The organism is Paenibacillus sp. YN15 (assembly GCF_003285005.1).
Lineage (GTDB): Bacteria > Bacillota > Bacilli > Paenibacillales > NBRC-103111 > Paenibacillus_AR.
Genome location: NZ_QMFA01000014.1, coordinates 54821 through 78795 on the forward strand (window position 1 = coordinate 54821; position 23975 = coordinate 78795).

Sequence of the window (23975 nt, forward strand, 5' to 3'; positions counted from 1 at the left end):
CAGGTGCCACAAGGAAACGGAAATCAACAGCCTTGAAATTTTCGCGTCAGCGAAAACCGGCTCCGGAAGCATCGGCTTTCCGGATGCGTGCAACGAAAGTAATTATATCATACTCGCCCGCCACTACAAGACTGTTTTATAACCTAGTCCTAGAATCCCGTCACGATTTGTGCTGAACCGACAAATGTCCTGTCTTTTGGCTAGGATTTGGCGCCGCGCCGCAAAGCCCGGCTGCAGGGGAGAGCGCGCTTAGGGAGCCCTCCCTGCTTTGCCGCCGGTCTACTTGATGTACTGCACGGAGACGGCTTCCTTGGTAACGCCCAGCTCCTTGATCATCAGGTCAATAATGGTTTGCGCCTGCTTGGCATCCAGCTTGTTGGCCACCTGCACCACTGTCCTGAATTTGTCCCCTTCATCCAAAACAACGGCGTTGCTGTAGGTTTGGCCGAGAATGTCCTCCAGGCTTTCCACCTTGGCCTGCATGGTTTGAATCCGGTCGAAATCATCGCTGGCCTTGGCGATTTCATCGGCGGATTTTTTGGTGTCGGAGATGATGTTGGCCAGGTTCTCCACCCGCTTGCCGAGATCCTCATTGCGCTTGATCACCAGATCGGCGAAGTAATCGGAGCCGGATACCGCCTTGCTGGCCACCTTCTCCAGCACCTGGGCGTCGGTGGTTTGGGCGCTGTCGGCGGCTTTTGTCTTGTCGGCGGTTTGCGTTTGGGCGGATTTGGCGCTGTCCGCAGCAGAGCTGTCGGCTACGCCGCCAACCGCTTTATCCGCCTCCTGGGGCGTTTTTTCCTCCGTCGTAACCTTGATTTCCTGCTGCACCGCTTTCTCCGTAGCCGTGTTCAATTTGTCCACGTCCTCGGTAAACAGATAATACGCCGAAAGCACCACCATCAGACTCAGCATGGACACCAGCCAAATTGTTTGTCTTTTCGTATTCATATGTTGCAGCCTCCTTGGTTTTTGGTTTCGTCTATGTCATCCCCTTGCATAGAACGGCGCGGATGGCGCCGCTACTGCTTGCGGGGTACTACGGAAATCCGGTGGGCCGGCACTTCAAGGCCTCGTTCCACCGCTTCGGTGATCAGCCTCTTGACGGTGGCATTTTCCGCCCCCTTGGCAACGATGACCACACCTCTGATTTTGGGTTTGGTGGTTTTCACCACCAGCGGGTTATTCCCGCCGGACTGGTTCATGATGACGGCGTCGGCAGAGCGGCTGGTTTCGGAGATGAACCGGGTTTCGCCGTTCGCTCCTTTTTCATTGGTGGATTGCTGGGTTTCCTTGGTGTTCTTCTCCACCTGCAGCTCCTCGGTGGAATCGATGGTCACCATCACCTCCACCTCGCCCACTCCCGCGATCTTGGTCAGAATATCCCGCAGCTTGGATTCGTAGGCCTGCTCGTAATCCCGGAAGCTGGTTTCCATGCGGGCTCCCGATCCGAAGGCCGCCTGGCTCTCCTCGGGAGGGGCGCTTCCCGACTGGATGGGAATGACCTCTTTGATATGAAAGGAAGAAAAGGAATTGAGAATCATCAGGGCAATGCCGACCAGGCCGATGAGCAAAAGCCAGCGGAAGGTTTTCACCCGCTTTCCGCCTCCGGGTCCGCCGGACAGCATATCCTCCAGTTTTTTGAGCCATGATCCCATGCTTGTTCACCTCCTGATCGTTATGAGGCCCCGGCGAAGCTGATGGCCAGCCGTTCCCGCGGCACCTGCCATTCCTTCTCCATGTAGCGGATGCACTCGGCCCGGGCTTCATTGGCTTCGGCGGTTGTATCCGCCGCGGACTTGGGAGAGGCGGTTGGCGCTCCTGCGGCATTGTCCATGGAGACGGTCACAGGCTTCACCGCTTCCACAGTGACCGGCTTGACCTTGCTTTTGCTCTCCGCCTCCGACTGGGCGGCTTCCTCTTTATGTGATAGGACCACACGGACCGAGCCGATGACCGGCGATCCTGTTTTATCCATTTCCAGGGTGACCGCAAGCTCCCGGGCTTCGATTCCCGCAGAGCGGGCAAGTCCCGCTTTCATTTCCTGACCGAGCTTTTCCTCGGCCAGCCTTTGGGCTTCCTTGGCCTGCTCCGATTTCAGCTTTTCCGCATCCGACAGCACCGCCGCCAAGGGAGCCAATACCGGCTGGGCCTTGTCCGACGGCCCCAGTCCGCCGTTCTTTAATCCGGCTGTCTGGGCTTCCGCCAGAACCTGCTCCGCATCCCACTGCCGGGTGAACAGCTCAAAAACCGGGGTCAATAGGGTAAGCAAAAGGAACAGGCTGACTACTACGCGGACATAGCGCTGCATGGCTTGCGAGGGCAGCAGCAGCTCTGAAAAAGACGCCAACAGAATAATGAGGATAACCTGGGTCAGCCATTCACGAATCCAGGCAATCATAGGGCAGGCCTCCTTGTTACCGGACCATGACAGACACGTTGCTGGCCGCAATCAGAATGGTAATGGCCAGGAAGAACAGAAATCCCACTGCCGCCAGGGCGGCGAACACATAGATCAGACTTTTGCCGATGGTGGACAGGGTTTTGACGATGGGACTGTCGCCCAAGGGCTGAAGCACGGCGGCCGATACATGATAGATCAGCGCCATGGTCAAAATCTTGATGGCCGGAAACGCGCACATGCTGACCAGAATGACCACTCCCGCCAGCCCGATGGCGTTCTTCACCAGAAGCGACGCCCCGATTACGGTGTCGGAGGCATCGGAGAACATTTTGCCGACCACCGGAACAAAATTGCTGGTAATGTACTTGGCCGTCCGTATCCCCACCCCGTCGGCCACGGCGCCGGAGATGCCCCGCACCGACAGCACGCCCAGGAAAATGGTGGACATCACTCCCAGGGCCACCACCCCCGCCTTTTGCAGCAGCTTGGCCAGTTGGGTTACCTTGTACTTCTCCGACAGGGAGCTGGCGATGTGCAGCACCACCGAGAAGAACAGCAGGGGAAACACCACATAGTAGATCACCGTGCCCATGGTGTTAATCATGAACACGATCAGGGGATGCATCATGGTGACCGAGGTGACATTCCCCATGGAGGCCATCAGCGCAAGCAACAGCGGAATGATGGCGATCATGAAATTGATCATGGAGCCGATGGCGGTTTTGGCATAGTCGATGGCGATATTGAAGCTGTTGATGGCGATGACGATGAGCACCATGTAGCAGATGGCGTAGCCGATTTTGCTCACCGACTGGCGTTCGAAGGCGCTCTGGAGCGACTCCAGAATCATGCTGAACACCGTAAGAATGACAATGCTGGCCAAAAGGCGGCCATTCTCCAGCACCTCGTAGAAGAAGAATTTCAGGATGGCGCTGAGAATGCTTTTGAAGCTGAAGGCTTGGTTGCCCGAAGCCACCAGGTCCTTGAACTTGGGGGTCTCCCCGGAGGGAAAATAGGCCCCGTATTCCTTCATCATCTGCGACCAGTATTGTTCCACCTGGCCGGTTGGCAGCTTCTCCGCCTGCTCCGTGATGACGGCATCGGCGGGATTCCCGCCTGCGCTTGCGTGAGCCGGGGGACATATAAGCAGGAAGAGGGCGAAGCAAACCGCAAGGAAGGCGATGCGTTTCATAGGTACAACTCCCAACATAGGGCCTCTGGTCCAGCGGGCTTAAGCGGGCATCAGCTTCAGCACCGTATCGATGATGACGGAAACGATGGGAATGGCCATGACCATGATCAGAATTTTGCCGGTCAGCTCAATTTTGGAGGCGATGGAATCCTGGCCCGCATCCCGGACAATCTGGGCGCCGAATTCGGCAATGTAGGCAACCCCGATAATTTTCAGGATCGTCGTAAAAAACACATGGTTGACGCCGGAACGGTCGGCCAGCTGCTCCAGCACCCGGATGACGGCGGATATCTTCCCCAGCAAAAACAAAAAGATGACGATGCCGGTTACAGTGACCAGAAGAAAGGCGAAAATGGGCTTCTGCTCCTTCAGGATCAGCGCCAGCACTGTAACCGCCAATCCCAGCGAGACGATCTGAATAATTTCCACGGGCCTTCACCTACTGGAAAAGAAAGATGGTTTTGATTTCCTGGAACAGCTCGGAGAGCATGCCGACCACCATAAACAGCACCACCACAAACCCGATGAGCGTCACCCAGTGCGCCATATCTTCCTTGCCCATCTGCTTCAGCACCGTATGGATCATGGCGATGACAATTCCGATGCCGGCGATTTGAAAGATTGCATTCACATCCACATTCATGGCTGGCCTCCCGTTCAGCTATGCTTCCGATGCCAGCTTTCCTGTCGGAAAGCTCTCAATACATTAAGATTACGACCAGGACGCCGGAGAGTAATCCCAGGCTTCTCCACATTTTGCCGTACCGCCTGTTCTCCTCGGCCGCCTCCGCTTCCTCCGCCGTCAGGAGACTGATCGTCATCCGCAGATGCTTGGCCTGGTCGGACCGGTCGCTTTTGCCAAGCACCGCTCCCAGCTGAAGCACCGCATCCCGCTCCGGCCGCTTCATGGCCGTTCTGGACCAGCACTCCTCCACCGCGAGCCGCCAGCTTTCCTGCACGGTAGCCGTTTCCTTCTCTTCCAGGGCTTCCGCCGTCCGGAGAAACAAATGGGCCACCGGGCCGCTAAGGGTATCCGCCACCTGGCGCAGCGCCTGGGAGAGCGGGGTGAAGCTGTAGGTGATCTCCGTCTCCAGCCGCCCAAGCCCCTGCATCACCTGCCGGATCTGCCGGGTTCGGGTGGACAGCTGAAGGGCTTGGTAGAAGCCCAACATGGTTCCTGCGAAAATGACGCACATGGCGCCTGCCAGCTTCAGCATCCTGCCATCCCTCCTTCGGCGGAATGTCTTGCCCCGGTTAAGCTTTCCACCCGGACGGAAGCGCCCCTGCCCTGCAGAATAACCAGCCTTCTGAACACTCCCGAGGCTGTCAGCTCCCTTAGCACCGGCCGGGAAAGCACATCCTCGCGGCTTGCGCCGTGGGCCGTGGCAATGATGCGGATGCCGGCATGGATGGCCTCATGTACCGCCAGAGCATCCTCGGGCCTGCCGATCTCGTCCACCACCAGCACCTCGGGAGACATGGAGCGGATCAGCATCATCATGCCCTCCGCCTTGGGGCAGCCGTCCAGCACATCTGTCCGGGGCCCCAGCCTGAACCGGGGCACGCCCCGGACACAAGCGGCAATCTCCGAGCGTTCGTCCACGATGCCTACCTTCCGCCCTCCTCCGTAGCCGCCGGAAACCGGCCACTCCCCTTCGCTGATCAGCCTGGCCAGATCCCGGATCATGGTGGTTTTGCCATGGCCCGGAGGGGAGATCACCAGCGTATGGTGGACGCTCCGCCCGGCCGCGTCCAGGATGGAGGGGAGCACGGCCCGTCCGCAGCCCGGCACCTCCCGGGCAATCCGGATGTTAAAGCCGCTGACATCCCGGATCATCCGCACCCGGCCGTCCTCCAGCACAGTTCTGCCCGCCAGCCCTACCCGGTGTCCGCCTTCTACGGTAATAAATCCCCGTTTGAGCTCCTCCTCGAAGGAATACAGAGAGTGGCGGGTTAGCCGTTCCAGCAGTTGGGCGCAATCCTCGCGGCTGACCGTGTGGGCGCCGGAGGTTTCCCGGCCGATGGAGCCGTCCGGGCCGACAAATCCGTACTGGCCGCCGTAGATGACCTCCAGCGGCCTTCCCTCCCGGACGCGGATTTCCTCGATCCGGGCTTGTACGCTGCCGGGCAAGGCCGCCGCCGCCTGGTAGAGCCCGGGGGGCAGAAGGGGCAGCACCGACTCGGCGAACAGCTTTTGCGGCGCGTCCGGGGGTTGGACAATCTTGTTGTCTATCACATCTATATGCTTGACCCTCATAAATATGACTCCCCGTTACTTTTTTAGAATGCCGAAAAAGATACAAGACACCCCCAGCAAAATCCAAAAAAGCTTGCCGAAGGAGAGCTTGTCTGCCATTCCCACCAGGCCGACGGTGGTGGTGGCCAAAAGGATCAAAGGTCCGACCAAAGCCAGGCCGGAGTTGATGAGCAGCGCTTTTTCCACCTGCATAAACCGAAGCATCAGCACGGCGGCGATGAGCTCGATGCTGCCGGAGAGCACCCGCAAACCCGCCATGCTCACCACAAATTTATCCAGCATATCCGTATTCCTCCTCTTTCGAATGCCGCAGCCATTGCTAGAATGTGAGAGTTGCCGGGGACAAGGCCGGCTTCTCTTTACCTTATGCGGGATATGCTCCCGAAATAACTTGGTCCCTGCCGATAAGGCCGGATAAGTTATGGAAGCTTCTCGAAATTGGCGCACTGGGCGTGCCTATCCGCATATGATGCTCTATATGCCTACATTAGTTTTGCGAGGAGTGTCATTCATGGAAGTTGCATCTCAATCATTCTGGCAACAGGAGCTGGTGAACCCTGCCGGCAAACGCCAGAGCAAACCAAGGACCAGCGGCATCACCATGGTCATCGACAAAGGATTGGGGACGCGGGCCTTCGCCGATCTATTGGAAACAGCGGAAGCCCATATCGACCTGATTAAGCTGGGCTTCGGCACTGCCGCTTTGTATCCGGAGGATGTGCTGGCGGGGAAAATCCGCCTGGCGGCGCAAACGGGCGTTGCCATTATGCCGGGCGGCACCTTCCTGGAAGCGGCGGTTGCGGAAGGGATCGGGGAGCGGTTTTTGGAGCAAATCGCCCTGCTGGGCTTTACAGCTGTGGAGGTCTCCGACGGAACCATCCAATTGGACCGCACGCTGCGCACCGGATTGATCCGGGAGGGCTGCCGCCTGGGCTTAACGGTATATACGGAGTATGGGAAAAAATGCTGGGGCTCGCGGATTGAAACGGATGAGCTGATTGAGACGGTTCTCTCCGACCTGGAGGCGGGTGCGGAGCTGGTCACGGTGGAAGCCCGGGAGTCCGGGGTGGGTGTGGGAATCTTCGACGAGTCGGGAAAATGCCGGGACGAGGAGGTTCAAGCGGTGCTGGAGGGCATCCCCAGCCCCCATCTGCTTTTGTGGGAGGCGCCGCAAAAATCCCAGCAGGTGCGGCTGATGGAGCTTCTGGGACCGGATGTGAATCTGGGGAATATCGCCCCTCAGGATGTGATTTCCCTGGAAGCGCTGAGGCGGGGCTTGCGGTCGGACAGCTTTTTTCTGCGGGGGAAGTAAGGGGGCGTTATGCGGATTGAAACATTGGCACATGCCGGGGAAGCGGCCGAGGCGGATTTTACAGGCAAAAGCGTGCTGGTGATGGATGTGTTCCGGGCCACAAGCTGTATCGTGACGGGATTGGCTTGCGGGTGCGCCGGGTTTTTGCCGGTCCTGACGCTGGAGGAGGCGCGGGGGGTGGCAGACGGAGAGTGGCTGCTGGCAGGCGAACGCAAGGGAAAACGCCCGGACGGCTTCCATCTGGGCAACTCTCCTCTCGATTATTTGGCGTCGGATGAGCTTTTGGGCAAACGGATTGTGCTTACCACCACCAACGGGACCCGGGCGATTCATTATGCCTTGGGGAATGCCCATACCGTATTGATCGGCGCGTTTCTTAATGCAGCCGCAGCCGCCCGTGCTCTGTTTATGCCGGAGCGGGATGTGTGTCTTGTTTGCTCGGGAACCCGCGACCGATTTTCCCTGGAGGATGGTCTGTGCGCCGGTTTGGTGGCGGAGGAGCTGCTGCGGTTGGCCGGCGGGAATCTGGTCCTGTGCGATCTGACCCAAGCTATGCTGGCCAGTTGGAGGCAGGCCCGGGACAATCTGCAGCCGGTGCTGGCCGGCTCGGCCAACGGCAAACGCCTCGCGCGTATGGGGCTCTTCAGAGATGTGGAATTCTGCGGAACCTTGAACCGCTACAGCCTGGTGCCGGTATGGCAGAACGGGCTGCTGCTCCCCCTGGCGAATGCGGAACCGCTCCAATCTTCACAAAACAGCTTGTTCTAACTTCCCGCTTCGGGCATACAATCAACCAACGAGAAATCCTAGGACAAGGGGAATGCCCGTATGAATGGCAATCTGCTGCTTCTGGCCCTGATCGTAATCGGCATGGCGGGCCGTTCCAACATTATTACAACCGCCGCCTGCATTCTTCTGGTTGTGAAGCTGGTCCATCTGGAGCGGTATCTGCCTACGATTGAACGGCGGGGTCTGGAGCTGGGGCTGCTGTTTTTGACCATGGGCGTGCTGGTTCCCTTTGCCAGCGAGCGGATTTCACTGAAGGATGTGACGGCGGTGTTTACCTCCTGGCCCGGTATCATCGCGCTGGTGGGAGGGGCTGCAGCCACGTGGATGAACGGCAAAGGGCTGGAGCTGCTGAAGTTTGACCCCCAATTGATTGTGGGTCTGGTCATCGGCTCCATCATGGGCATTATCTTCCTGCGGGGGGTTCCCGTTGGCCCGTTGATGGCGGCGGGAATCACCGCGTTTTTGTTGAAGGTGGGGCAGCTTTTCTTTAAGTAGCTTCCCTATCCGCCTGCAATGGCTGCGCAGCCCAAATAGCGGAAAGGCGCCTTCCGCTATGGCCTGGCAGAGCCCCAAAGTTCTGCGATAACGGAAGGCATTTTCCGTTATAGCTTCAAATTTGCGGCTGATATTGGCCGCCGACACTCCCCCCCTACGGCTTGCGCACAATTTGCCGGCGCTTTTTTGCCGCCCGGCTTTTCGCCTGTTTTTTCTTGCCGGGCCTGCGGACGCTGGATGTCCGCGGGGCTTTTTGCTGCTTTTGCTCCATGATCACCGGCTCGAAGGAATCCATGAAGAAGGACGGTTCCTCCTCCGCCTTAATCAGCATCTGCGAGAGGGAGCGGATTTGGGTAATGGCCTCCGGCTCCTCCAACTGCTCCGAAATGCGCATCCACTCCAGCTCATGCTCCTCCATCGGCGCCTTGACGGCGGCAAGATGGTACATAATCTGGTCGGCTACATTCAGCTGGGACTGTCTCAGAATAGTCAGCTCCAACGGGTCGTAGCAGCCCTGGTACGGGGGATAATAGAACAGCTCCAGCTTGAGCAAATGGAAATTCGGCTCGCCAGCCTCCACCGGCTCCTCATCCCCCAGCAAGGACCAGGTATCGGTGCGGGTCAGGTAATACTCCTCCAGATTCCCCGGGAAAGAGCGGTGTCTGGTCCAATAGCGGGGGGAATGCTCGTTGAAGAACTGCCGGAAGCGGGGATTGACCATATGCGAGGTGGCATGGGCATACGGCGCCACGATGCACACCACGGCTTTATGGCGGCAAACCCGGTAAAGCTCCTTCATCACATTCTGAAGATTGGCTGCGTACTGCAAGCTGTTGGAGGCCATAACGAAATCCACGCTGTTATCCGCCAAAGGAAGCGGCTGGTCGAAATCATGCACCAGCCCCACACCCTCGCCTGGGATGCGGTCCAGCCCCACGCAATTGCGGTGGAGCCGTCTGCCGCAGCCGATATCAATCCTCATGCCATCACGTCCTTTACGCATCTGGGATATCTGTCTGAAGACCTCCGGAGGAAGCCCGGACTTCGCAAGATACCCTATTGTATTCAGGCGGACGGCGGCTTGTATGAGCGCATGCCAGGGGGCGTCAGATTTGTCCCGGGCGTATGACGGTGCAATGGTCCGGCACGGACAGCCGGACAGCTCCGTTCCTGCGCTCCAGACGGATTTCTCCGCCGGGAATGGGGAAAGCCAGCTCCAGCTCCTCCAGCGAATCCGGAAGATGCGGATCAAAAGCAACGGTCTCCCAGCCTGGCGCAACCGGCTTCAATCCGGCAATTTCCTCAATAAAAAGCGGCACCGGCGCGCTGGCCCAGGGGTGGCACAGACTGGTATTCCATTTCAGCTCCTTGGACCAGGCCTCAAAGCAGGTAGTGGCCCCCTCCTCCACCATGGTATTCCAGGAGTGAAGATCATCCGACACCATCAGCTCGTACAGCAGGCCGTATTCACCCGCGGCAGCCAATGCCTTCAAGACAAAATAGGCCATATAGACTCCGCAGCTGAGCCTTTTCCGGCGGATCAGGGCCACGATGGGCGCCTTCGCTTCCTCCGGAGCCAGCCCGAACAAAAGCGGAAGCGCATTGGCGTGTAGCGAGCAATGCTCCGAGCCGTCCGCATCGGCAAACAGCCCCTGCTCCGGACGGTAGAAGCGCTGGAGAAAAGCATGGCGGAACGCCTCCAACCCTTCATCCGCCGCCGAAAGCCCCAGAGCCTGGCGAATCTCCACCACTGCCAGCAGAGCCCCGTAATAGAAGCTGTTGATCACATTGTGGCAGCCGTCGGCCTGACCGTTCACAAGCTTAAAATCATATCCGTCCCGGAGGTTGTCCGGCCAATCCACCAGATTCCACTTGCCGTTGACGGAATGGAGCAGGCCGTCCTCCCCCAGGTACCGGGCGAAATACTCCAGCACCCCTTCCGCCGCCGGATGCATGGATCGCAGGAACTCCAAATCGCCGCTCAGCTTATAATAGCGCAAGAGCTGCATAGGCCACTGCAGGGAAAAATCGGCGATTTCCTGCATGTAATGGCCGGGAGCCACAGCCAGCAGCCCCGGACACACTTCACCCGCCAGAAGGGTGAAATCCTCCAGAGCTTTCCGGTACATCCGCAGGTCGCCGGTCAAATAAGCGTGGGCATGGGTGATGATGGTATTGTCGCCCAAGTATTGCCCTTTTTCACGGGAGGGACAGTCCACATAATTCTCCTGGGTGCCGTACTGAACCCCGTTGGCGCAGATGGCCCAGATAGCATTAAGCCGCTCGTTGGAGGACTCCATTCGGCAGGCTTCCTCCGGGTAGGGATAGTGCCGGACCACAGCCGCTATGGACGGCACGGACAGCTTCACCTGCGGAGCGGCCAAAATTTCCGCATAGCGGAAAGCCTTGTAGTCATACGCCTCCAGTTCTTCTTCTCCGTCTCCCGAAAGAATCCAGGTATCCCGGTACAGGCAGTTGCACCGCATCCTGTAGCGCACCCGCCCCTGCTCATCCAACTCCTCGCCATAGCGAATTTCCACCATCTCCCCTGAAGGCCCGGAAGCCGCCGCCTGAACCTGGCCGGTCAATTCGGTGCCGAAGTCCAGGAACAGCCCGCCGTCAATCTCCCGAATCACGGCAGGGGAACGCTTGTACACGGCCAAAGGTGGCGTAAGCTGCGGCACCAGTGTATGCCCATGCTGCGTATGGCTCTTCGCGGTCAGCCAGGAGGAATCGTCAAACTCAGGCGACAACCAGCCTTTTACCCGCTTCCGCAAATCTGTGTACTCCAAAAATTGGGTGTTGTACCCGATGACCTCTCCCTCGCCGTATTCTTCCGCTTGTATATACCGCCAGCTCTCGTCGGTGGCGGCCAGCAGACTGCCGTCCCCCCACAGCTCGGCAATCAGCCCCTGGCGGTTATCCCCGCTGCTGTATGCGCGGCAGATTAGCCCGTGATAATAGACATGGACCGCAATGACATTTTCCCCCGGCCGCAAAAATGCGCTTACGTCATGCCGGTTATAGTAATAATGATGGGCATAGCCCTGTGCGGGCCCCTGGCCGACAAAACAGCCGTTGATGTACAGCTTGTAATAATCATCCGCTGTAATCCGCAGCCAGGCCTCGCCGCAGGGCTTCCCCAACCGGAAGCATTTGCGCACCAGCATATGCTGGTTAGCCAGCGCCGGATCGGGCAAGACACCATGCTCCGGCTTTTCCAGCTCCTTATGATACAGATATAACGGCTCCAGCTCCGCAAAGCGCCGGTCCGCAATCCATTCTCCCATCCACTCGCCGTCCCCGTCCTTATTCCATTCTCCGGTCCCTTTTCCAATCATTGCGCCACCAGCCTCCTGCTTGCTCTTTTTCCCCATGATAGCGTGTTGCCAAAGCCGATTCCCGGCTTATTTGCCGGATTATGCAGAGAAATTGACGGGCCTTCTTCCCCCGGGCTAGAATGAAAGGAAAACCCGATGGAGGCTGGGCCGGTGACCCTGTATGAGAAAGACCTTTTCCTGGAAGGGCCTGATTTTCCGTTTGCCGCCTTTCCGTATGCCACGCTGCCTACCCGCCCGGCCAGACCCCACAGCCACGATTTTGTGGAGCTGGTTTTTGTGGCGGAGGGGCACGGGGAGCATCTGTTTTCCGAACAATCCTACCCCATCTCCAAAGGAGATGTGTTCGTCATCCCTCCCGGGGCGGAGCATGATTACCGGGTGCGGGGCGCAGCGCCTCTGGAGATTTTCAATGTGCTGTTTATGCCGTCCTTCCTGGCCCCCCTTCTGGAGTCCCTGGCGGAGGTGACGCCGTTTCTCCACTTTTTCTATGTGGAGCCCTTTTTCCGCAAGGAGCTGGACTTCCATGCCCATCTGAAGCTCTCCCTGGCGGAGGAGCAGGCGGTCCGGGAACGGCTGGACAGGCTGGTGGAGGAGTACCGCACGAAGCCCTTGGGCTACCGGATCGCCATCAAAGGACTGCTTGCGGAGCTTCTGGTGTACTTGAGCCGCTGCTACGGACACTCTGCAGTAACCAGCGGTTTTCATCCCGACGAAAATAATGCCATTCGGCAGCTGTGCGGGTTTCTGGAGGCCCATTATGCCCAGCCCATCCATCTGGAGCAGGTCTGCCGCATGTGCGGCATGAGCCAAACCGTGTTTACGGCAAGATTCAAGCAGCTTACCGGCCGGACCTTCACCGAATACCGCAATGAGCTGCGGGTCCGCGCCTCCCTGCGGCTACTGCGGGAAACCGCGGCGAAGATTGTGGATGTGGCCCAGGAGGTGGGTGTCGGCGATGTCAGCCATTTCAACCGCCTGTTCAAAAGCCACATGGGCATGACGCCCAAGGAATACCGGAGCCGACACCGGCAACAAAGTACCGGAGCCGGGCAGAGCTAAGCCTTGCCGGCAGCTCCCCCGGTCCTCCCGCTCCTTTTTAAGCATCCGCGCCAGGCTTGCCGTTGACATTTCCATTCTATCGTAATAGAATGAAACCAGGCCGTTCTATTGCAATAGAACTACTTATATGAAAGGAAGTAACCGCTGTGGATATAAAGCTGTTCGATTCGGAGCTGAAGGTCATGGAGATTTTATGGAAAGAAGGCCATACCACCGCCAAGAGAATTGCCGAGCTCTTGCAGGATCAGGTTGGATGGAGCAAAACCACCACCTATACCGTCATCAAAAAGTGCATCGACAAAGGAGCAATTAAGCGGCATAATCCGGATTTTGTCTGCAGTCCCCTTGTCACCAAGGAACAGGCTCGTGAGCTGGAAACCACAGAGCTGATTAACAAAATGTACGGCGGCGAGGCCGACCAGCTTGTGGCCTCCATTTTGGGGCGCAAAAATCTCTCCCCGCAGGAAATTCAACGGCTAAAGCAAATTGTGGAACATCTGGAATGAGGTGATGGCTGTAGTGATCCTGCAAATGAGTCTGTTGGCATCGGTTCTTATTGTGACCCTTCTCATCCTCCGTGCCCTTGCGATTCACAGGCTGCCCAAAAAAGCCTTTCTTGTCCTTTGGGGAATCGCATTATGCCGGTTGCTGATTCCATTTTCGGTCCCCTCGCGCTTCAGCATCTATAATCTGTTTAACTGGTTGAAGGGGATGTTTACGGGAGCCGGCAGCGCTCCGGCTGCGACGCCCAATCCGGGAACCGCTTCCTATGCGGCAACTGCTTCTGCCGAAGGGGCTGTACCGGACATAGTGAACCCAGTTTTTGCAGAGCCGTCCAGTGCGGGGTTATCGGTTTGGGCAGTGATTTGGCTGATCGGGCTGGCGGCCTGCGCCTGGTTTATTCTGGCTCCCCATCTCCGCCGCCGCCGGGATTACAAGTCCGCCCTTCCCGTAGACAATGAAATAGTCAATCGCTGGCTCCGGGAGCATACAGCCAAACGGACCGTCCAAATCCGCCAGTCGGATAAGATTGCCTCTCCCTTAACCTACGGAATATGGAAGCCGGTCATCCTGCTCCCCAAAACAATGGACTGGACCAATGAACAAACGCTGCTGTACGTCCTTACTCACGAGTATATCCACATCAAACGGCTTGACATTTTATACAAATGGCTGCTGGCTGCCGCACTATTCCTCCATTGGTTTAATCCGTTGGTTTGGATCATGTATATCATGGCTAACCGGGATATCGAAATCTCCTGCGATGAAGCGGTAGTCCGCACATACGGCGAGCGGAATAAATCCTCTTATGCCTTGACGCTCATTGAGCTGGAGGAAAAGAAAAGTGCCCTCACGCCATTATTTTCCAACTTTAGCAAAAACGCCGTTGAGGAAAGGATTGTAGCGATTATGAAAAGGAAGAAAACCACTGTTCTTAGCCTGCTGGTCGCCCTTGCATTTATTACGGGAGCTACTTTTGTGTTTGCCACCTCCGCCGAGAAGCCCAAGGAAGTGGGTATGTTTGCGAAAGCGCTGGGGAATGAGGCATACAAATATGCGGAAAATATCAACAAGCCTTCGGATGAAGCGGCCCGGCTCGTGGCGGAGGATTATACCCTTTATATAGACAGCACGATTTTTACCGATCATCATGTGTACGCAATCATCGGCGCTGAAGGCAATTTGCCTGAAGACCTCAGCATCAGCGGCAAAATTGTCTATGCCGGTCATGTCCAGGATCTATACGGGCTCAACGGTACGATAGAGGAAATAGAAGCCAGGGATGGAGTCAGATATTTCTTTTACTCTGCTGTTATCACAGAGCTGCAAACGGAACAAAACAAAGCTATCGATCCGATGCTGGCTTTGGCGGCAGGAGATAGCTACAAACGAAGCAGCCTGAGAGATTGGGAGGGGGAAAATCTTGAGCTGACCCTGGGGCTGGACAACAGGGAGCATATCCTCAAGGCGACAGTCGCCAATGTTTCCACTAATGCGCTTATTTTTTATCCCGATGGGGATTTGTATAAAGGCGATTATTACTCCAAGGTTGTACTGACTCCATGGGAAATAAAATTCTCCGGGCACAGCGACAAGACATATGCCAGCTATGAAGAATGGGACAAGGCGCTCAACATCAAGCTGACCATCGTGCTCTCGGGAGGAAAAAAAATCAATATGAGCTACAGCGGCAACAGGAACAGCTCAGAGGAAGACTATCCTACAGGCATGAGCCGGGGGGCCAATATGGATACAGGCGACTTTTATCATTGGTGGAACTTCCGCAATTGGGAGCTGGATCTGGGCGAGGTCCGTTCCATTATTCTGGATGGCAAAACCTACAGACCCGTAAAATAAAGCTGCGGACAGCCGCATGCCGGAGGCTCTGATGTGAAGCATTCGTTTCACATCGGGGCCTCCGTCCGTTCTCCCTGCCGCTTCCGGTAATGAAGCGGACTTAAGCCGAATTCCTTTTTGAACAGCCGGCTGAAATAGCACAGATCGGGAAATCCCGCCTGCTCCGCCACCTCTCCTACCGGCAGCTCCGTCTTCAAAAGCAGCTCCTTCGCCTTCCCCAGCCGAATCTGGTTCATCCGCTCCACAATGGTCCGCCCTGTCCGCTGCTTGTACAGCCGTGACAAGTGGCCATAGCTCATATGAAGCGACGCTGCCAGATCGGTCATGTTCAACCGGTCCTTCTCGGCATCCTCCAGATACACCTCCACCTTGCGGACCAGCGGATCGCGGCGCCAGGCATTCTCTCCGGCCTGCTCCGGCAGCGCTCCGCCCGTCCGGCTGATCCGTTCCAGAATCCGCACCAGAAGAAGCTGCAACGACAATCCGCCTTGCCCTTCCGTTCCCTCCCGGAAAAGCTGGGCAAACAGCTCTCCCACTCCCCACTCATCCGTATATGCGCCGGGACGCCAGTCATAAAGCCGCTCCAGCCGCCCCAAAAAGGAAGCGTTGTCCTTCCCAGGAGGCTGGCGGGAATCCGGGTCGAAGGCCGCCTCGGCGGGATAATGCCGCCAACGCAAGCAGATGCCCTCATGGGGGCTCTCCCTGTTGTAGGCGTGGGAATGGACCAGACCCGGGGGAATCAGGAAAAATTGCCCCTCCCGGACTGCCGCCGCCTCCTCCTGGAACCGGGTCTCCATCTCCCCCCGGAGCACGTAGTTCAGCTCAAACCAGGTATGCGCGTGGGGCGGGCACCGGGAAGTGCTGCCCACTTGCTCAAATACAACATCCACCCAATCGATCACAGCATCGTCAAGCCGGATTTTTCCGCACAGGGAATTGAAAACCGGCGGAAGTGCAGCCTTCAGAAAGGAAATATCCATATTCCGCATTCCTCTCCCGTTCATGTCATAAACCGATTATATCATAATTGGACAAATAATCGGGAGGATAGGAAATGTACAGGGACGCCGTTTTCGGACACAATGAAGAAGAAGGCATACCCAGGAGGTCATCCACTATGAAAAAGCTGCATTTGTTAAGCAATGCCCATCTTGATCCGGTATGGCAATGGGAATGGGAGGAGGGCGCCGCAGCCGCCGTCTCCACCTTCCGGGCCGCTGCGGAATTTTGCGAGGAGTACGACGGCTATATTTTCAACCATAACGAGGTGATTCTCTACAAGTGGATCGAGGAATACGAGCCCGCCTTGTTTGCCCGCATCCAGCGTCTGGTCCGCCAGGGCAAATGGAACATTATGGGCGGCTGGTATCTGCAGCCCGACTGCAATATGCCCTCCGGCGAATCCTTTGTCCGCCAGATTCTCATGGGCAGATTGTATTTCCGGGAAAAGTTCGGACAGGAGCCCCGGACCGCGATTAATTTCGATTCCTTCGGACACACCCGGGGACTGGTCCAGATTATGCGGCAGGCGGGCTACGATTCATACATCTTCATGCGCCCCGACGAAATGCCGGGTTTGCCGGGGGATGAATTCATCTGGGAGGGCTACAACGGCAGCAGCGTGCTGGCCCACAAGGTGGAGGGCGGCTACAATTCCCTCATGGGCAAGTCTGCGGAGAAAATCCGCAAGTGGCTGGAGAAGCATTCCGAACGGGCGACAGGCCTGGTGCTGTGGGGGGTTGGCAATCACGGAGGGGGGCCCTCCCGGACGGATCTGGACCAAATCGGCAGGCTGATGGAGGAGACGGGCGACTTCCAGGTGATCCACTCTACTCCGGAGGCGTATTTCGAGGACTTGCGGAAGCAGGAGCTGCCCGTTTTCAACGGGGACCTGAATCCCCGCTTTGTGGGCTGCTATACCTCCATGATCCGCATCAAGCAGAAGCATCGGGAGCTGGAGAACCAGTTATTTCTGACGGAAAAAATGGTCTCCGCCGCCTCTCTCCAGGGATTGCTGGCGTATCCGGCCGAAGAACTGCATGAAGCCCTATGCGATCTTCTGACCGCGGAGTTCCATGACATTCTCCCCGGATCGTCGGTGCAGCCTGCGGAGGAGGCCTCCCTGCGGATGCTGGACCACGGCCTGGAGCTTGCCTCCCGGCTTAGAGCCCGGGCCTTCTTCGCTCTGGCCGCCGGGCAGCCCAAGGCAGCGCCGAAGGAGTATCCGGTGCTGGTCTACAATCCCCACCCCTTTCCCGTTAAGGGCATTGTGGAATGCGAGTTTATGCTGGAGGATCAGAACTGGCAGGAGGAGTTTTCCATGCCGGTGGTCTTCCAGGAGGGGCGGCGTCTGCCTTGCCAACCGGAGAAGGAACTGAGCAACCTGAACCTGGATTGGCGCAAACGGGTGGTGTTCCAGGCGGAGCTGGCCCCCTTCGCCATGAACCGGTTCGACTGCCGCATGGAGATGCTGGCCGCCAAACCTGTGCCGGAGCTGAAGCAAACGGATGGTTCCTTCCTGTTCCATACAGACAGGCTGCAGGTACGGATCAACGGCGCTACCGGGCTGATGGACGAATATGCGGCGGATGGCGTGCCCCTTCTCGCCCCAGGCGGCTTCGCCCCGCTGGTGCTGGCGGACAACGAGGACCCCTGGCGGATGGATACCTGCCGGTTTGACGCGGTGGAGGGTGTATTCCGCCTGCTGAACGAGGAGGAGAGCGGAAGCTTCTCCGGTGTGGCGGGACCCCTTCCTGCCGTACGGGTCATCGAGGACGGAGAAGTGCGAACGGTGATTGAAGCGGTGCTGGGCTGGGAGCATTCCCGCATCTGCCTGACCTACAAGCTGCCCAAACAAGGCACAGAGGTTGAGGTCCATGTCCGGGTATACTGGAACGAAAAGGACAAGATGCTGAAGCTGGCTGTTCCCACCCTGCTGGGGAACGGAGCATACCGGGGACAGACGGCATACGGGATCAGCGAGCTGAAGGCCGACGGCAGCGAAGCGGTGGCCCAGAAATGGACGGCTCTGGAGGACAGGACCGGCGGGTTGGCCGTTACACTCATCAATAACGGCGTGTACGGCTCCTCCTGCCTGAACGGGGAGCTGCGGATGACCCTGCTGAGAGGGGCAGGCTATTGCGCCCATCCCATTTTCGAACGCCCCATTCTGCCCCAGGACCGGTTCCTGCCCCGGATGGACCAGGGGGAACGCAGCTTCACCTTTTGGCTGAATGGCGGATCGCGGGACACGCGCCGGACAGCCATTGACCGGGAAGCGCTGGCCCATAACGAACAGCCCTACGCCCTCTCCTTCTTCCCCTCCGGGGAAGGCGTCCTTCCCGCTCCGCTGCTGCAGCTGGAGGACGACGCCATCCAGCTTGCCGCCTTCAAGCGGGAGGAACGGGGAACAGGCTACATCCTGCGGCTGTTCGAACCCACAGGCCAGGGCGGCTCCACCCGGATTTGTACCCCTGCCCTGGGCATCCGGGAGCAGGTGGAGCTAAGCGGCTTTGAAATCCGCACCTACCGGCTGGATGCAGCCAGCGGCACCCTCACCCGGACGGAGCTGTGCGAATAGGAGCGGCATGTCCTGCCAGGAACGTAGGGAACCCCCGGCAGCCTTCTCCTTGGGAAGGGCTGCCGGGGGTTTGCGCGCTTGCTGTGCAGGCAAACTACGGAGGAAGGTTGGGCCGCCATTATCCACTCTGTCCATCCGCTGCACCACCGCCGCCGCTGACGGAATCGTCTCTCCCTTCCCCGGAAAGAGGGCGTGGGGCGAGTTTGAAGGGGCGGCGGCGGAGCCTGCGTCTCTGTGCCAAGCGGCGGCCGGTTTTGCCTAATCCGCCTCCTGGTTCTCCAGGCTCGGCTAAGCTCCGGGGAGGGAGCCGTCGACACGATAAAGGAAGCCTGGTTTCCGCTATCTGCCCCGCGCCTCTGAAAAACCACGAATAGCAGAAGGGTAATTTCCGCTATTCGCCCCAAACCAGACTCATCTGCCGGAAAAACCGGCAATAGCGGAAACCCGCCTGCCCTTATTCCCGGTTTTCCCCCGGTTGGACCGGAATAGAGGAAACGCAGTTTCCGCTATTGCACAATATAATGCGGGATACAACAGCCCGCCGGAGAGAGTTGCGCGCCCCTTTAGCTCTCTCCGGCGGCAGATCCTTTACAGCGGGGCTGCCTCCCCCAGCTTCCACAGAAGCTGCGCCGCTTCCGCGCGGGTAGCGGAGCCTTGAGGACGGAAGGCTCCGTCCTCATAGCCGCCCAGCCAGCCGGCAGCAGCGGCCGCCTCCACATCCGGCAGCGCCCACGGCGAAACGGCGGCAGCATCCGCAAAGCCGGGACCGCCGGACGCTTCACCGCCGGAGGGCATCCCGTAGCCGGCAAAGCGCATGGCCCGCGTCAGGAGTACGGCCATCTCCTCCCGGGTAATGACAGCATCAGGAGCAAAGTAACCTTCCCCTCTGCCGTCTGCGATGCCCGCCTTCCGGACCGCCTCCACAGCTTGGGCATAGTAATCCGTAGAGGACACATCGGCAAAGCTGCTTTCTGAGAGAGGGGCTGTGCCGGTCCTCTTCTCCAGCTCCAGCAGCCGTGCCAGGAGCGTGATGAATTCTGCCCGGGAGACAGCGCGGTCGGGAGCAAAACGGCCCGAATCATCTCCCTCCACCACATGGGCGGCGGTCAGTCCCCGGATGGCTTTGGAGGCCCAATGCCCCCCGGGCACATCGGCATAAGTCTTGTCATATGCCAGCAGCATATACGCGCCGGAATGGTCCAGGGATGCCGTTAAGACGCTTTCTCCGGGATCACGGATACTCCGCACATACTCCGGCAGCCCGGTGGCTTCGTTCCAGTAATAGATGCCCGTCTGCTCCGCCCGGGCTGCCCCGTTCCCGCCATAGAAGAAGCTCACCGCCACCGGCGCTGCGAAAGACTCCGGCTTCACCTGGAGGCCTGCGCTATCTACCGCATACAGGCTCAATTCCAGCGCCCCGCCTGCTTCCGACAGACTTCCTCCCCAAATGGATTGGGCCTTGGCAAGACCGGCAGCCTGTTCCCTTGCAGCTTCCCCTTGCTCTGAAGCGACAATGATAATTCGTTGTATATCTCCCTTGCTTCCAATAAGCTCACGAATGGTTTCGGCGGGGATGACCAGACGGCTTTTGTCCAACTCTACATTTAGCTCCTTCCCGTCCAGCTTGCCGAACAGCTCCTTCCCCAATTCCACCCGGGTTTTCCCTTGAGGCAGCGTCAGGGAGAGCGCTTGATCTCCTGCGGCCTGCAGATGCTCCGGCAATACCTTCAGCACCTCCGGAGTATTCCCAGCAGGCGCAGTGTTTGCCACTGTGGAAGCCTCCGTATCCGGCTCTTCTGTTCCCGGTTGCTCTGTCCCTGGCTCCTCCGTTCCCGGTTGCTCCGGTTGCTCTATCCCTGGCTCCTCCGTTCCCGGCTCACCTGTTCCCGGCTCCTCCGGCTCTGCCGCCACCGCGGTCACGGTGGACTTGACGGATATCAGCCGCCCGTTCACATCGAAGGCCTTGACCATAATGTCGTGGCTGCCCGCCGCCAGATGTGCCGTTGCCTGAATCAACTCTCCGTCTGCCTGGTGAGCGACGGGGGTTTTATCCACCAGCACCTGCACCGTCTCCGCCTGCACCGGAATTTCGCCCTGCGCCAGATTGGCGGAAATGGCCGCCGTTCCTGCCGTCACCTCCTGGCCATTGGCCGGCTGCAGACCGGACAGCTTGCTGTACAAGCCGGTGTCCGCTTGGGTATATACCCCCAGGTTCTTCACCTGGAAGGAAAGATTCTTCTCGGTAGAGGTATTGAGTCCAAGGCTGAAGCTGCGGATTTCCTCCGGGTCCAGATGGAAATTGTCATCGGGAACCCCTCCGAAGGGGTTGAAATCCGACCAAGACATTTTAAATTGCTGCCAGCCCCCTGTCGGGGTCATGCCGGTCTGGGTGAAATAGGAGGAGCCATTGCTTTCATACATAAAGCTTCTGACCAGAACCCCCGGAACGGGAGCCGGAAAATAAACATCAAAGACCACTCCCTCTGTGCCGGCAAAGCTGATATTCTCAGGCAGCACAAAATTGGGATACGCCCATCTGTCCCCATCGCCCATCTGCAGATCGAACTGGATCACTCCCGGCTCGGGAGAATGCTTGACCATGGTTGACCCGGGAGACACATTATTGTCCCACAGGCCGGGCTGGTCATAATCGGGGACCAGCACATCCGGTCCTGCCACGTCATCGCCGGATGAAACAATAGCCATCGTCTTGGAGGTCTGCTGTCCGTCGAATTCCCCTGTGAATACAACCGGCGACCCCACAGGGACCACCCCTTGGCTGCTTGCCGTCAGCGGGAACACCAGCGTCTCCTTGCTGTAAGGGGCTACCGTCACCGGCTGCGAAGGGGTGGACAGGCTCCATCCTCCATAGGCGGACCCGGTAATAACGCCGCTCATGGGAACGGCATTGAAATTGTATACATCCACCTGGATATCGGTGACAGCCGTTCTATCCAGCAGATAGCCCTTGGCCTTGGCCTTTTCCGACCCGGCATCGGGATAACGCTGGGTAAGCACAACACGCTCAGCGGGAGTAAGCTCTGCGCGGGGCTCGAAGCTTTGGGAATAATAAGGGGTTGTCAGCCCTCCCACATCACCTTGAAGCCGCAAATACTGAATATCCGGCCCTGAAGCCAGCGCAAAATTCCCTTGGTCGGAAAGAACCGTCCCCTCGTTGCCCATGATATCCGTAAGCAGCCCCGATGAATAGCCTGCCTCCAGCACAAACGGGATGCCCGTTTCGCTCCAGAAGGCCACAACACTGTCGGTTCCGTCACGGAATACATGATTTTTCACTCCCTCCGGCAATCCCGCCAAGGAGCCCATGTAGATTCCTTCGCCAAGAGCGTGGGTAATGGCGCTTTGGGCGTTTATCCCGGCGAATGGCGTATGCTGTGCGGTAAATTCGCCCCAGGAGAGTCCCTTCTCCAGATAATGCGGGAAGACAAACCAGAAATGCTTATCCACCCCCAAGGCCAGGGATTCCACCGCAGAAGTGGACAGATATCTGGCCTGCTTGCGCAGTTGCTCCATGGTCAGCGTCTCGGTGCTGTCCTGGAACATCTGGGATACGCCAACCTCGGTGGCATAAATCCGCTTGTCCTCCAAATCATAGCCTTCAATAAATGCTTTGTTTAAGGTGAAGGTAGGAGGCAAATCCACCAGTTTCAGCTCCGAGTCCCCTTTGCGGTGTCCGTGGAAATTATAAATATCCATATAGGGGGCCACATCATTCTGCATAACCTGGCTCACATAGTTGCCCGGAGGGTATGCAATCCCGGCCATGGAAATCAGCGAGGAGGTGCCGGCATCCCGCACTCCCAGAGCGCTGGCCTTCAAATACGCGGCATACTGGTCCGCCGTTTCGCTGTCGGCGGTATAGCTGATGTCCGGCTCATTCCAGAATTCCCAGTCGGCCTGGGCTCCGTACCGGGTCGAGGCGGTTTTGGCATATTGATAAGCGGCCAGCAGATCATTGGGAAGCTTCTTGCCCGTATCCTTCACCCATGCCGGAGCGCTGTGCCCCATTTCCAGCACCCGGATGCCGTTGGCCGCATAAGCCGCATTGTACTGGTCGTATAAGCTGAAATCATCGGTCCCCTGAGTGGCGCTTATATTCCCCCAGGGCAGCCGTTCCCGGGCATACTTCACCCCCGTCAGCCGCAAGGCCCGGGCATAGTCGCCGATTTTGTCCACAGGCACCAGGAAGCCGCCCGCCACATCCGAGGCAAAAGGAGTTTCCGCATAAGACCTGCGCTGGCTCTCATTCATAACCACGGACAAATATTCCTGCAGAGGCTTGCCGCTGCCGTCGGCCTCTGCGGTTACCGTATAATGGCCCCGGGGCAGCGGCGGCAGAGTGAAGGTGTAGGCGGCAGCGCCCGGCGCAAGCGCCACATTTCCCGACAGCACAGATGCGCCATAATAGTCGGTCACACTGTACACCAGTTGATGGACAGTCTGCGCCCCCTCGGTAAAATGAACCGTTACCTCCTTGGTATCCTGCTCCTCAAATATATGGTTGGGTGCGTTGGCGGTAATCCGGGTTAACTCCCAGGGAAGCTTGACAAGCTCAAAATAATCCAGGAAAAAGAACACCCGCCCATCCGCGGAGCGGCCGTTCAGAATCCGGAAGGAGATGGTATTGCTCCCCTCCTTCAGGACAACAGGCTGCAGCTTGTAGCGGTAGAAAATATTAACCGGCGTATTGATTTGCCCGACTTTCACCGCCGTGGCCGTAGTCACGGCAGCATACTCCCCGTCGTTCACCTTAAGCTCGTAAGGGGAATGGTTGCTGTTGGACAAGGGCGAGGCCATAATCTCCAGTGTGTAGGTTCCCGCCTCAGGCGCCGTAAAGGTATAATCCACAATGTATCCGTTTTCAGGAAGGGTCGCATTGGCGCTTTTATATTGGAAATGATCCTGGTTGCTGATCTCGGTGGTTTTTACATTGGTTTTGTCCCGCTCGGTTTTGTTTACCGGCGTTTGATTCACATAGGTATAATCCTCTCCTTCAATCCGCAGCACTGCACTTTCGGCAGCCGCAATGGGAACAGCTTGCATCAGCAAAGCCAGAATCCACACAAATACCAACCACTTTTTCACTTTACAGGCCTCCTTTTGGTTCATCCGTTTCCTTGTGGCACGAACAAGCGGCAGCATGAATATATCCCTTGCACCCATGCCG

The 23975-nt window shown here is 57.9% G+C and carries 20 protein-coding genes; 7 read left to right on the top strand and 13 right to left on the bottom strand.

The genetic code is table 11. The features are described from left to right. Positions 1–279: 279 nt before the first annotated feature. The 9 genes from DQG13_RS13320 to DQG13_RS13360 all read right to left on the bottom strand — a co-directional run bounded on the left by DQG13_RS13320 (position 280) and on the right by DQG13_RS13360 (position 6135). Complete coding sequence (locus DQG13_RS13320; protein WP_113020264.1) at positions 280–951, bottom strand: SpoIIIAH-like family protein; 672 nt, start codon at positions 949–951, stop codon at positions 280–282. A gap of 71 nt (positions 952–1022) precedes the next feature. Next, positions 1023–1658: a stage III sporulation protein AG gene (spoIIIAG, locus tag DQG13_RS13325; protein WP_113020265.1), complete on the bottom strand. Its 636-nt coding sequence runs from the start codon at positions 1656–1658 to the stop codon at positions 1023–1025. Positions 1659–1678: 20 nt separating this feature from the next. Further along, a complete protein-coding gene (gene spoIIIAF / locus DQG13_RS13330; protein WP_113020266.1) occupies positions 1679–2401 on the bottom strand; it encodes a stage III sporulation protein AF in 723 nt (240 codons plus the stop codon). 16 nt (positions 2402–2417) lie between these two features. Next, positions 2418–3596 (bottom strand): stage III sporulation protein AE, encoded by a 1179-nt coding sequence (gene spoIIIAE, locus DQG13_RS13335; protein WP_113020267.1) that lies wholly within the window; start codon positions 3594–3596, stop codon positions 2418–2420. A 39-nt stretch (positions 3597–3635) separates the two neighbouring features. After that, positions 3636–4025: a stage III sporulation protein AD gene (spoIIIAD, locus tag DQG13_RS13340; RefSeq protein ID WP_113020268.1), complete on the bottom strand. Its 390-nt coding sequence runs from the start codon at positions 4023–4025 to the stop codon at positions 3636–3638. Between the two features lie 10 nt (positions 4026–4035). Further along, positions 4036–4239, bottom strand: coding sequence for a stage III sporulation protein AC (gene spoIIIAC, locus DQG13_RS13345; RefSeq protein ID WP_113020269.1), 204 nt, complete (start codon positions 4237–4239; stop codon positions 4036–4038). Between the two features lie 55 nt (positions 4240–4294). Next, a complete protein-coding gene (gene spoIIIAB, locus DQG13_RS13350; RefSeq protein WP_113020270.1) occupies positions 4295–4813 on the bottom strand; it encodes a stage III sporulation protein SpoIIIAB in 519 nt (172 codons plus the stop codon). Beyond that, entirely contained in the window at positions 4807–5853 is a 1047-nt protein-coding gene (gene spoIIIAA, locus DQG13_RS13355; protein WP_113020271.1) for a stage III sporulation protein AA, read from the bottom strand. Before spoIIIAA ends, spoIIIAB begins: the two co-directional genes overlap by 7 nt. 15 nt (positions 5854–5868) lie before the next feature. Continuing rightward, the gene (locus DQG13_RS13360; protein ID WP_113020272.1) at positions 5869–6135 is read right to left on the bottom strand and encodes a YqhV family protein; all 267 of its coding nucleotides are present in this window, start codon (positions 6133–6135) and stop codon (positions 5869–5871) included. A gap of 229 nt (positions 6136–6364) precedes the next feature. On the opposite strand from DQG13_RS13360, the gene comA reads away from it, so the two are divergent. From comA to DQG13_RS13375, 3 genes are read left to right on the top strand one after another with little or no spacing between them, the layout of a single operon-like run. Next, positions 6365–7165: a phosphosulfolactate synthase gene (comA, locus tag DQG13_RS13365; RefSeq protein WP_113020273.1), complete on the top strand. Its 801-nt coding sequence runs from the start codon at positions 6365–6367 to the stop codon at positions 7163–7165. 9 nt (positions 7166–7174) lie between these two features. After that, positions 7175–7933, top strand: coding sequence for a 2-phosphosulfolactate phosphatase (locus DQG13_RS13370; protein ID WP_113020274.1), 759 nt, complete (start codon positions 7175–7177; stop codon positions 7931–7933). Between the two features lie 60 nt (positions 7934–7993). Next, positions 7994–8449 carry a DUF441 domain-containing protein gene (locus DQG13_RS13375; protein WP_113020275.1) on the top strand — a complete coding sequence of 152 codons (456 nt, stop codon included), beginning with the start codon at positions 7994–7996 and terminating at the stop codon, positions 8447–8449. 154 nt (positions 8450–8603) lie between these two features. Here the strand turns inward: DQG13_RS13375 and DQG13_RS13380 are convergent, their stop codons facing one another. Both DQG13_RS13380 and DQG13_RS13385 read right to left on the bottom strand, forming a co-directional pair. After that, the gene (locus tag DQG13_RS13380; protein WP_181592736.1) at positions 8604–9431 is read right to left on the bottom strand and encodes a methyltransferase domain-containing protein; all 828 of its coding nucleotides are present in this window, start codon (positions 9429–9431) and stop codon (positions 8604–8606) included. Positions 9432–9555: 124 nt separating this feature from the next. After that, positions 9556–11790, bottom strand: coding sequence for a family 78 glycoside hydrolase catalytic domain (locus DQG13_RS13385; protein ID WP_258525664.1), 2235 nt, complete (start codon positions 11788–11790; stop codon positions 9556–9558). A gap of 150 nt (positions 11791–11940) precedes the next feature. Between DQG13_RS13385 and DQG13_RS13390 the strand changes: the two genes are divergently transcribed. The 3 genes from DQG13_RS13390 (at position 11941) to DQG13_RS13400 (ending at position 15207) form a co-directional block, all read left to right on the top strand. Then, positions 11941–12849 carry an AraC family transcriptional regulator gene (locus DQG13_RS13390; RefSeq protein WP_181592737.1) on the top strand — a complete coding sequence of 303 codons (909 nt, stop codon included), beginning with the start codon at positions 11941–11943 and terminating at the stop codon, positions 12847–12849. Between the two features lie 146 nt (positions 12850–12995). Beyond that, positions 12996–13355 (top strand): BlaI/MecI/CopY family transcriptional regulator, encoded by a 360-nt coding sequence (locus DQG13_RS13395; protein ID WP_113020278.1) that lies wholly within the window; start codon positions 12996–12998, stop codon positions 13353–13355. A gap of 4 nt (positions 13356–13359) precedes the next feature. Next, complete coding sequence (locus tag DQG13_RS13400; protein ID WP_146767148.1) at positions 13360–15207, top strand: M56 family metallopeptidase; 1848 nt, start codon at positions 13360–13362, stop codon at positions 15205–15207. A gap of 47 nt (positions 15208–15254) precedes the next feature. On the opposite strand, the gene DQG13_RS13405 is transcribed toward DQG13_RS13400, so the two are convergent. Further along, the gene (locus DQG13_RS13405; protein WP_181592738.1) at positions 15255–16187 is read right to left on the bottom strand and encodes an AraC family transcriptional regulator; all 933 of its coding nucleotides are present in this window, start codon (positions 16185–16187) and stop codon (positions 15255–15257) included. Positions 16188–16324: 137 nt separating this feature from the next. On the opposite strand from DQG13_RS13405, the gene DQG13_RS13410 reads away from it, so the two are divergent. After that, positions 16325–18787 carry a glycoside hydrolase family 38 N-terminal domain-containing protein gene (locus tag DQG13_RS13410; RefSeq protein ID WP_113020281.1) on the top strand — a complete coding sequence of 821 codons (2463 nt, stop codon included), beginning with the start codon at positions 16325–16327 and terminating at the stop codon, positions 18785–18787. Positions 18788–19375: 588 nt separating this feature from the next. Here the strand turns inward: DQG13_RS13410 and DQG13_RS13415 are convergent. Beyond that, positions 19376–23893, bottom strand: coding sequence for an S-layer homology domain-containing protein (locus DQG13_RS13415; RefSeq protein ID WP_113020282.1), 4518 nt, complete (start codon positions 23891–23893; stop codon positions 19376–19378). Positions 23894–23975 lie beyond the last annotated feature (82 nt).

Bases quoted from the DNA above. Each gene is read 5' to 3' on its own strand.
- DQG13_RS13400 (WP_146767148.1), top strand. From the start codon at position 13,360: ATGGCTGTAGTGATCCTGCAAATGAGTCTGTTGGCATCGGTTCTTATT.
- DQG13_RS13320 (WP_113020264.1), bottom strand. From the start codon at position 951: ATGAATACGAAAAGACAAACAATTTGGCTGGTGTCCATGCTGAGTCTG.
- DQG13_RS13405 (WP_181592738.1), bottom strand. From the start codon at position 16,187: ATGGATATTTCCTTTCTGAAGGCTGCACTTCCGCCGGTTTTCAATTCC.
- spoIIIAF (WP_113020266.1), bottom strand. From the start codon at position 2,401: ATGATTGCCTGGATTCGTGAATGGCTGACCCAGGTTATCCTCATTATT.
- spoIIIAC (WP_113020269.1), bottom strand. From the start codon at position 4,239: ATGAATGTGGATGTGAATGCAATCTTTCAAATCGCCGGCATCGGAATT.
- spoIIIAG (WP_113020265.1), bottom strand. From the start codon at position 1,658: ATGGGATCATGGCTCAAAAAACTGGAGGATATGCTGTCCGGCGGACCC.
- comA (WP_113020273.1), top strand. From the start codon at position 6,365: ATGGAAGTTGCATCTCAATCATTCTGGCAACAGGAGCTGGTGAACCCT.
- DQG13_RS13360 (WP_113020272.1), bottom strand. From the start codon at position 6,135: ATGCTGGATAAATTTGTGGTGAGCATGGCGGGTTTGCGGGTGCTCTCC.
- DQG13_RS13375 (WP_113020275.1), top strand. From the start codon at position 7,994: ATGAATGGCAATCTGCTGCTTCTGGCCCTGATCGTAATCGGCATGGCG.
- spoIIIAB (WP_113020270.1), bottom strand. From the start codon at position 4,813: ATGCTGAAGCTGGCAGGCGCCATGTGCGTCATTTTCGCAGGAACCATG.
- DQG13_RS13380 (WP_181592736.1), bottom strand. From the start codon at position 9,431: ATGAGGATTGATATCGGCTGCGGCAGACGGCTCCACCGCAATTGCGTG.
- DQG13_RS13410 (WP_113020281.1), top strand. From the start codon at position 16,325: ATGAAAAAGCTGCATTTGTTAAGCAATGCCCATCTTGATCCGGTATGG.
- spoIIIAE (WP_113020267.1), bottom strand. From the start codon at position 3,596: ATGAAACGCATCGCCTTCCTTGCGGTTTGCTTCGCCCTCTTCCTGCTT.
- spoIIIAA (WP_113020271.1), bottom strand. From the start codon at position 5,853: ATGAGGGTCAAGCATATAGATGTGATAGACAACAAGATTGTCCAACCC.
- DQG13_RS13370 (WP_113020274.1), top strand. From the start codon at position 7,175: ATGCGGATTGAAACATTGGCACATGCCGGGGAAGCGGCCGAGGCGGAT.
- DQG13_RS13385 (WP_258525664.1), bottom strand. From the start codon at position 11,790: ATGATTGGAAAAGGGACCGGAGAATGGAATAAGGACGGGGACGGCGAG.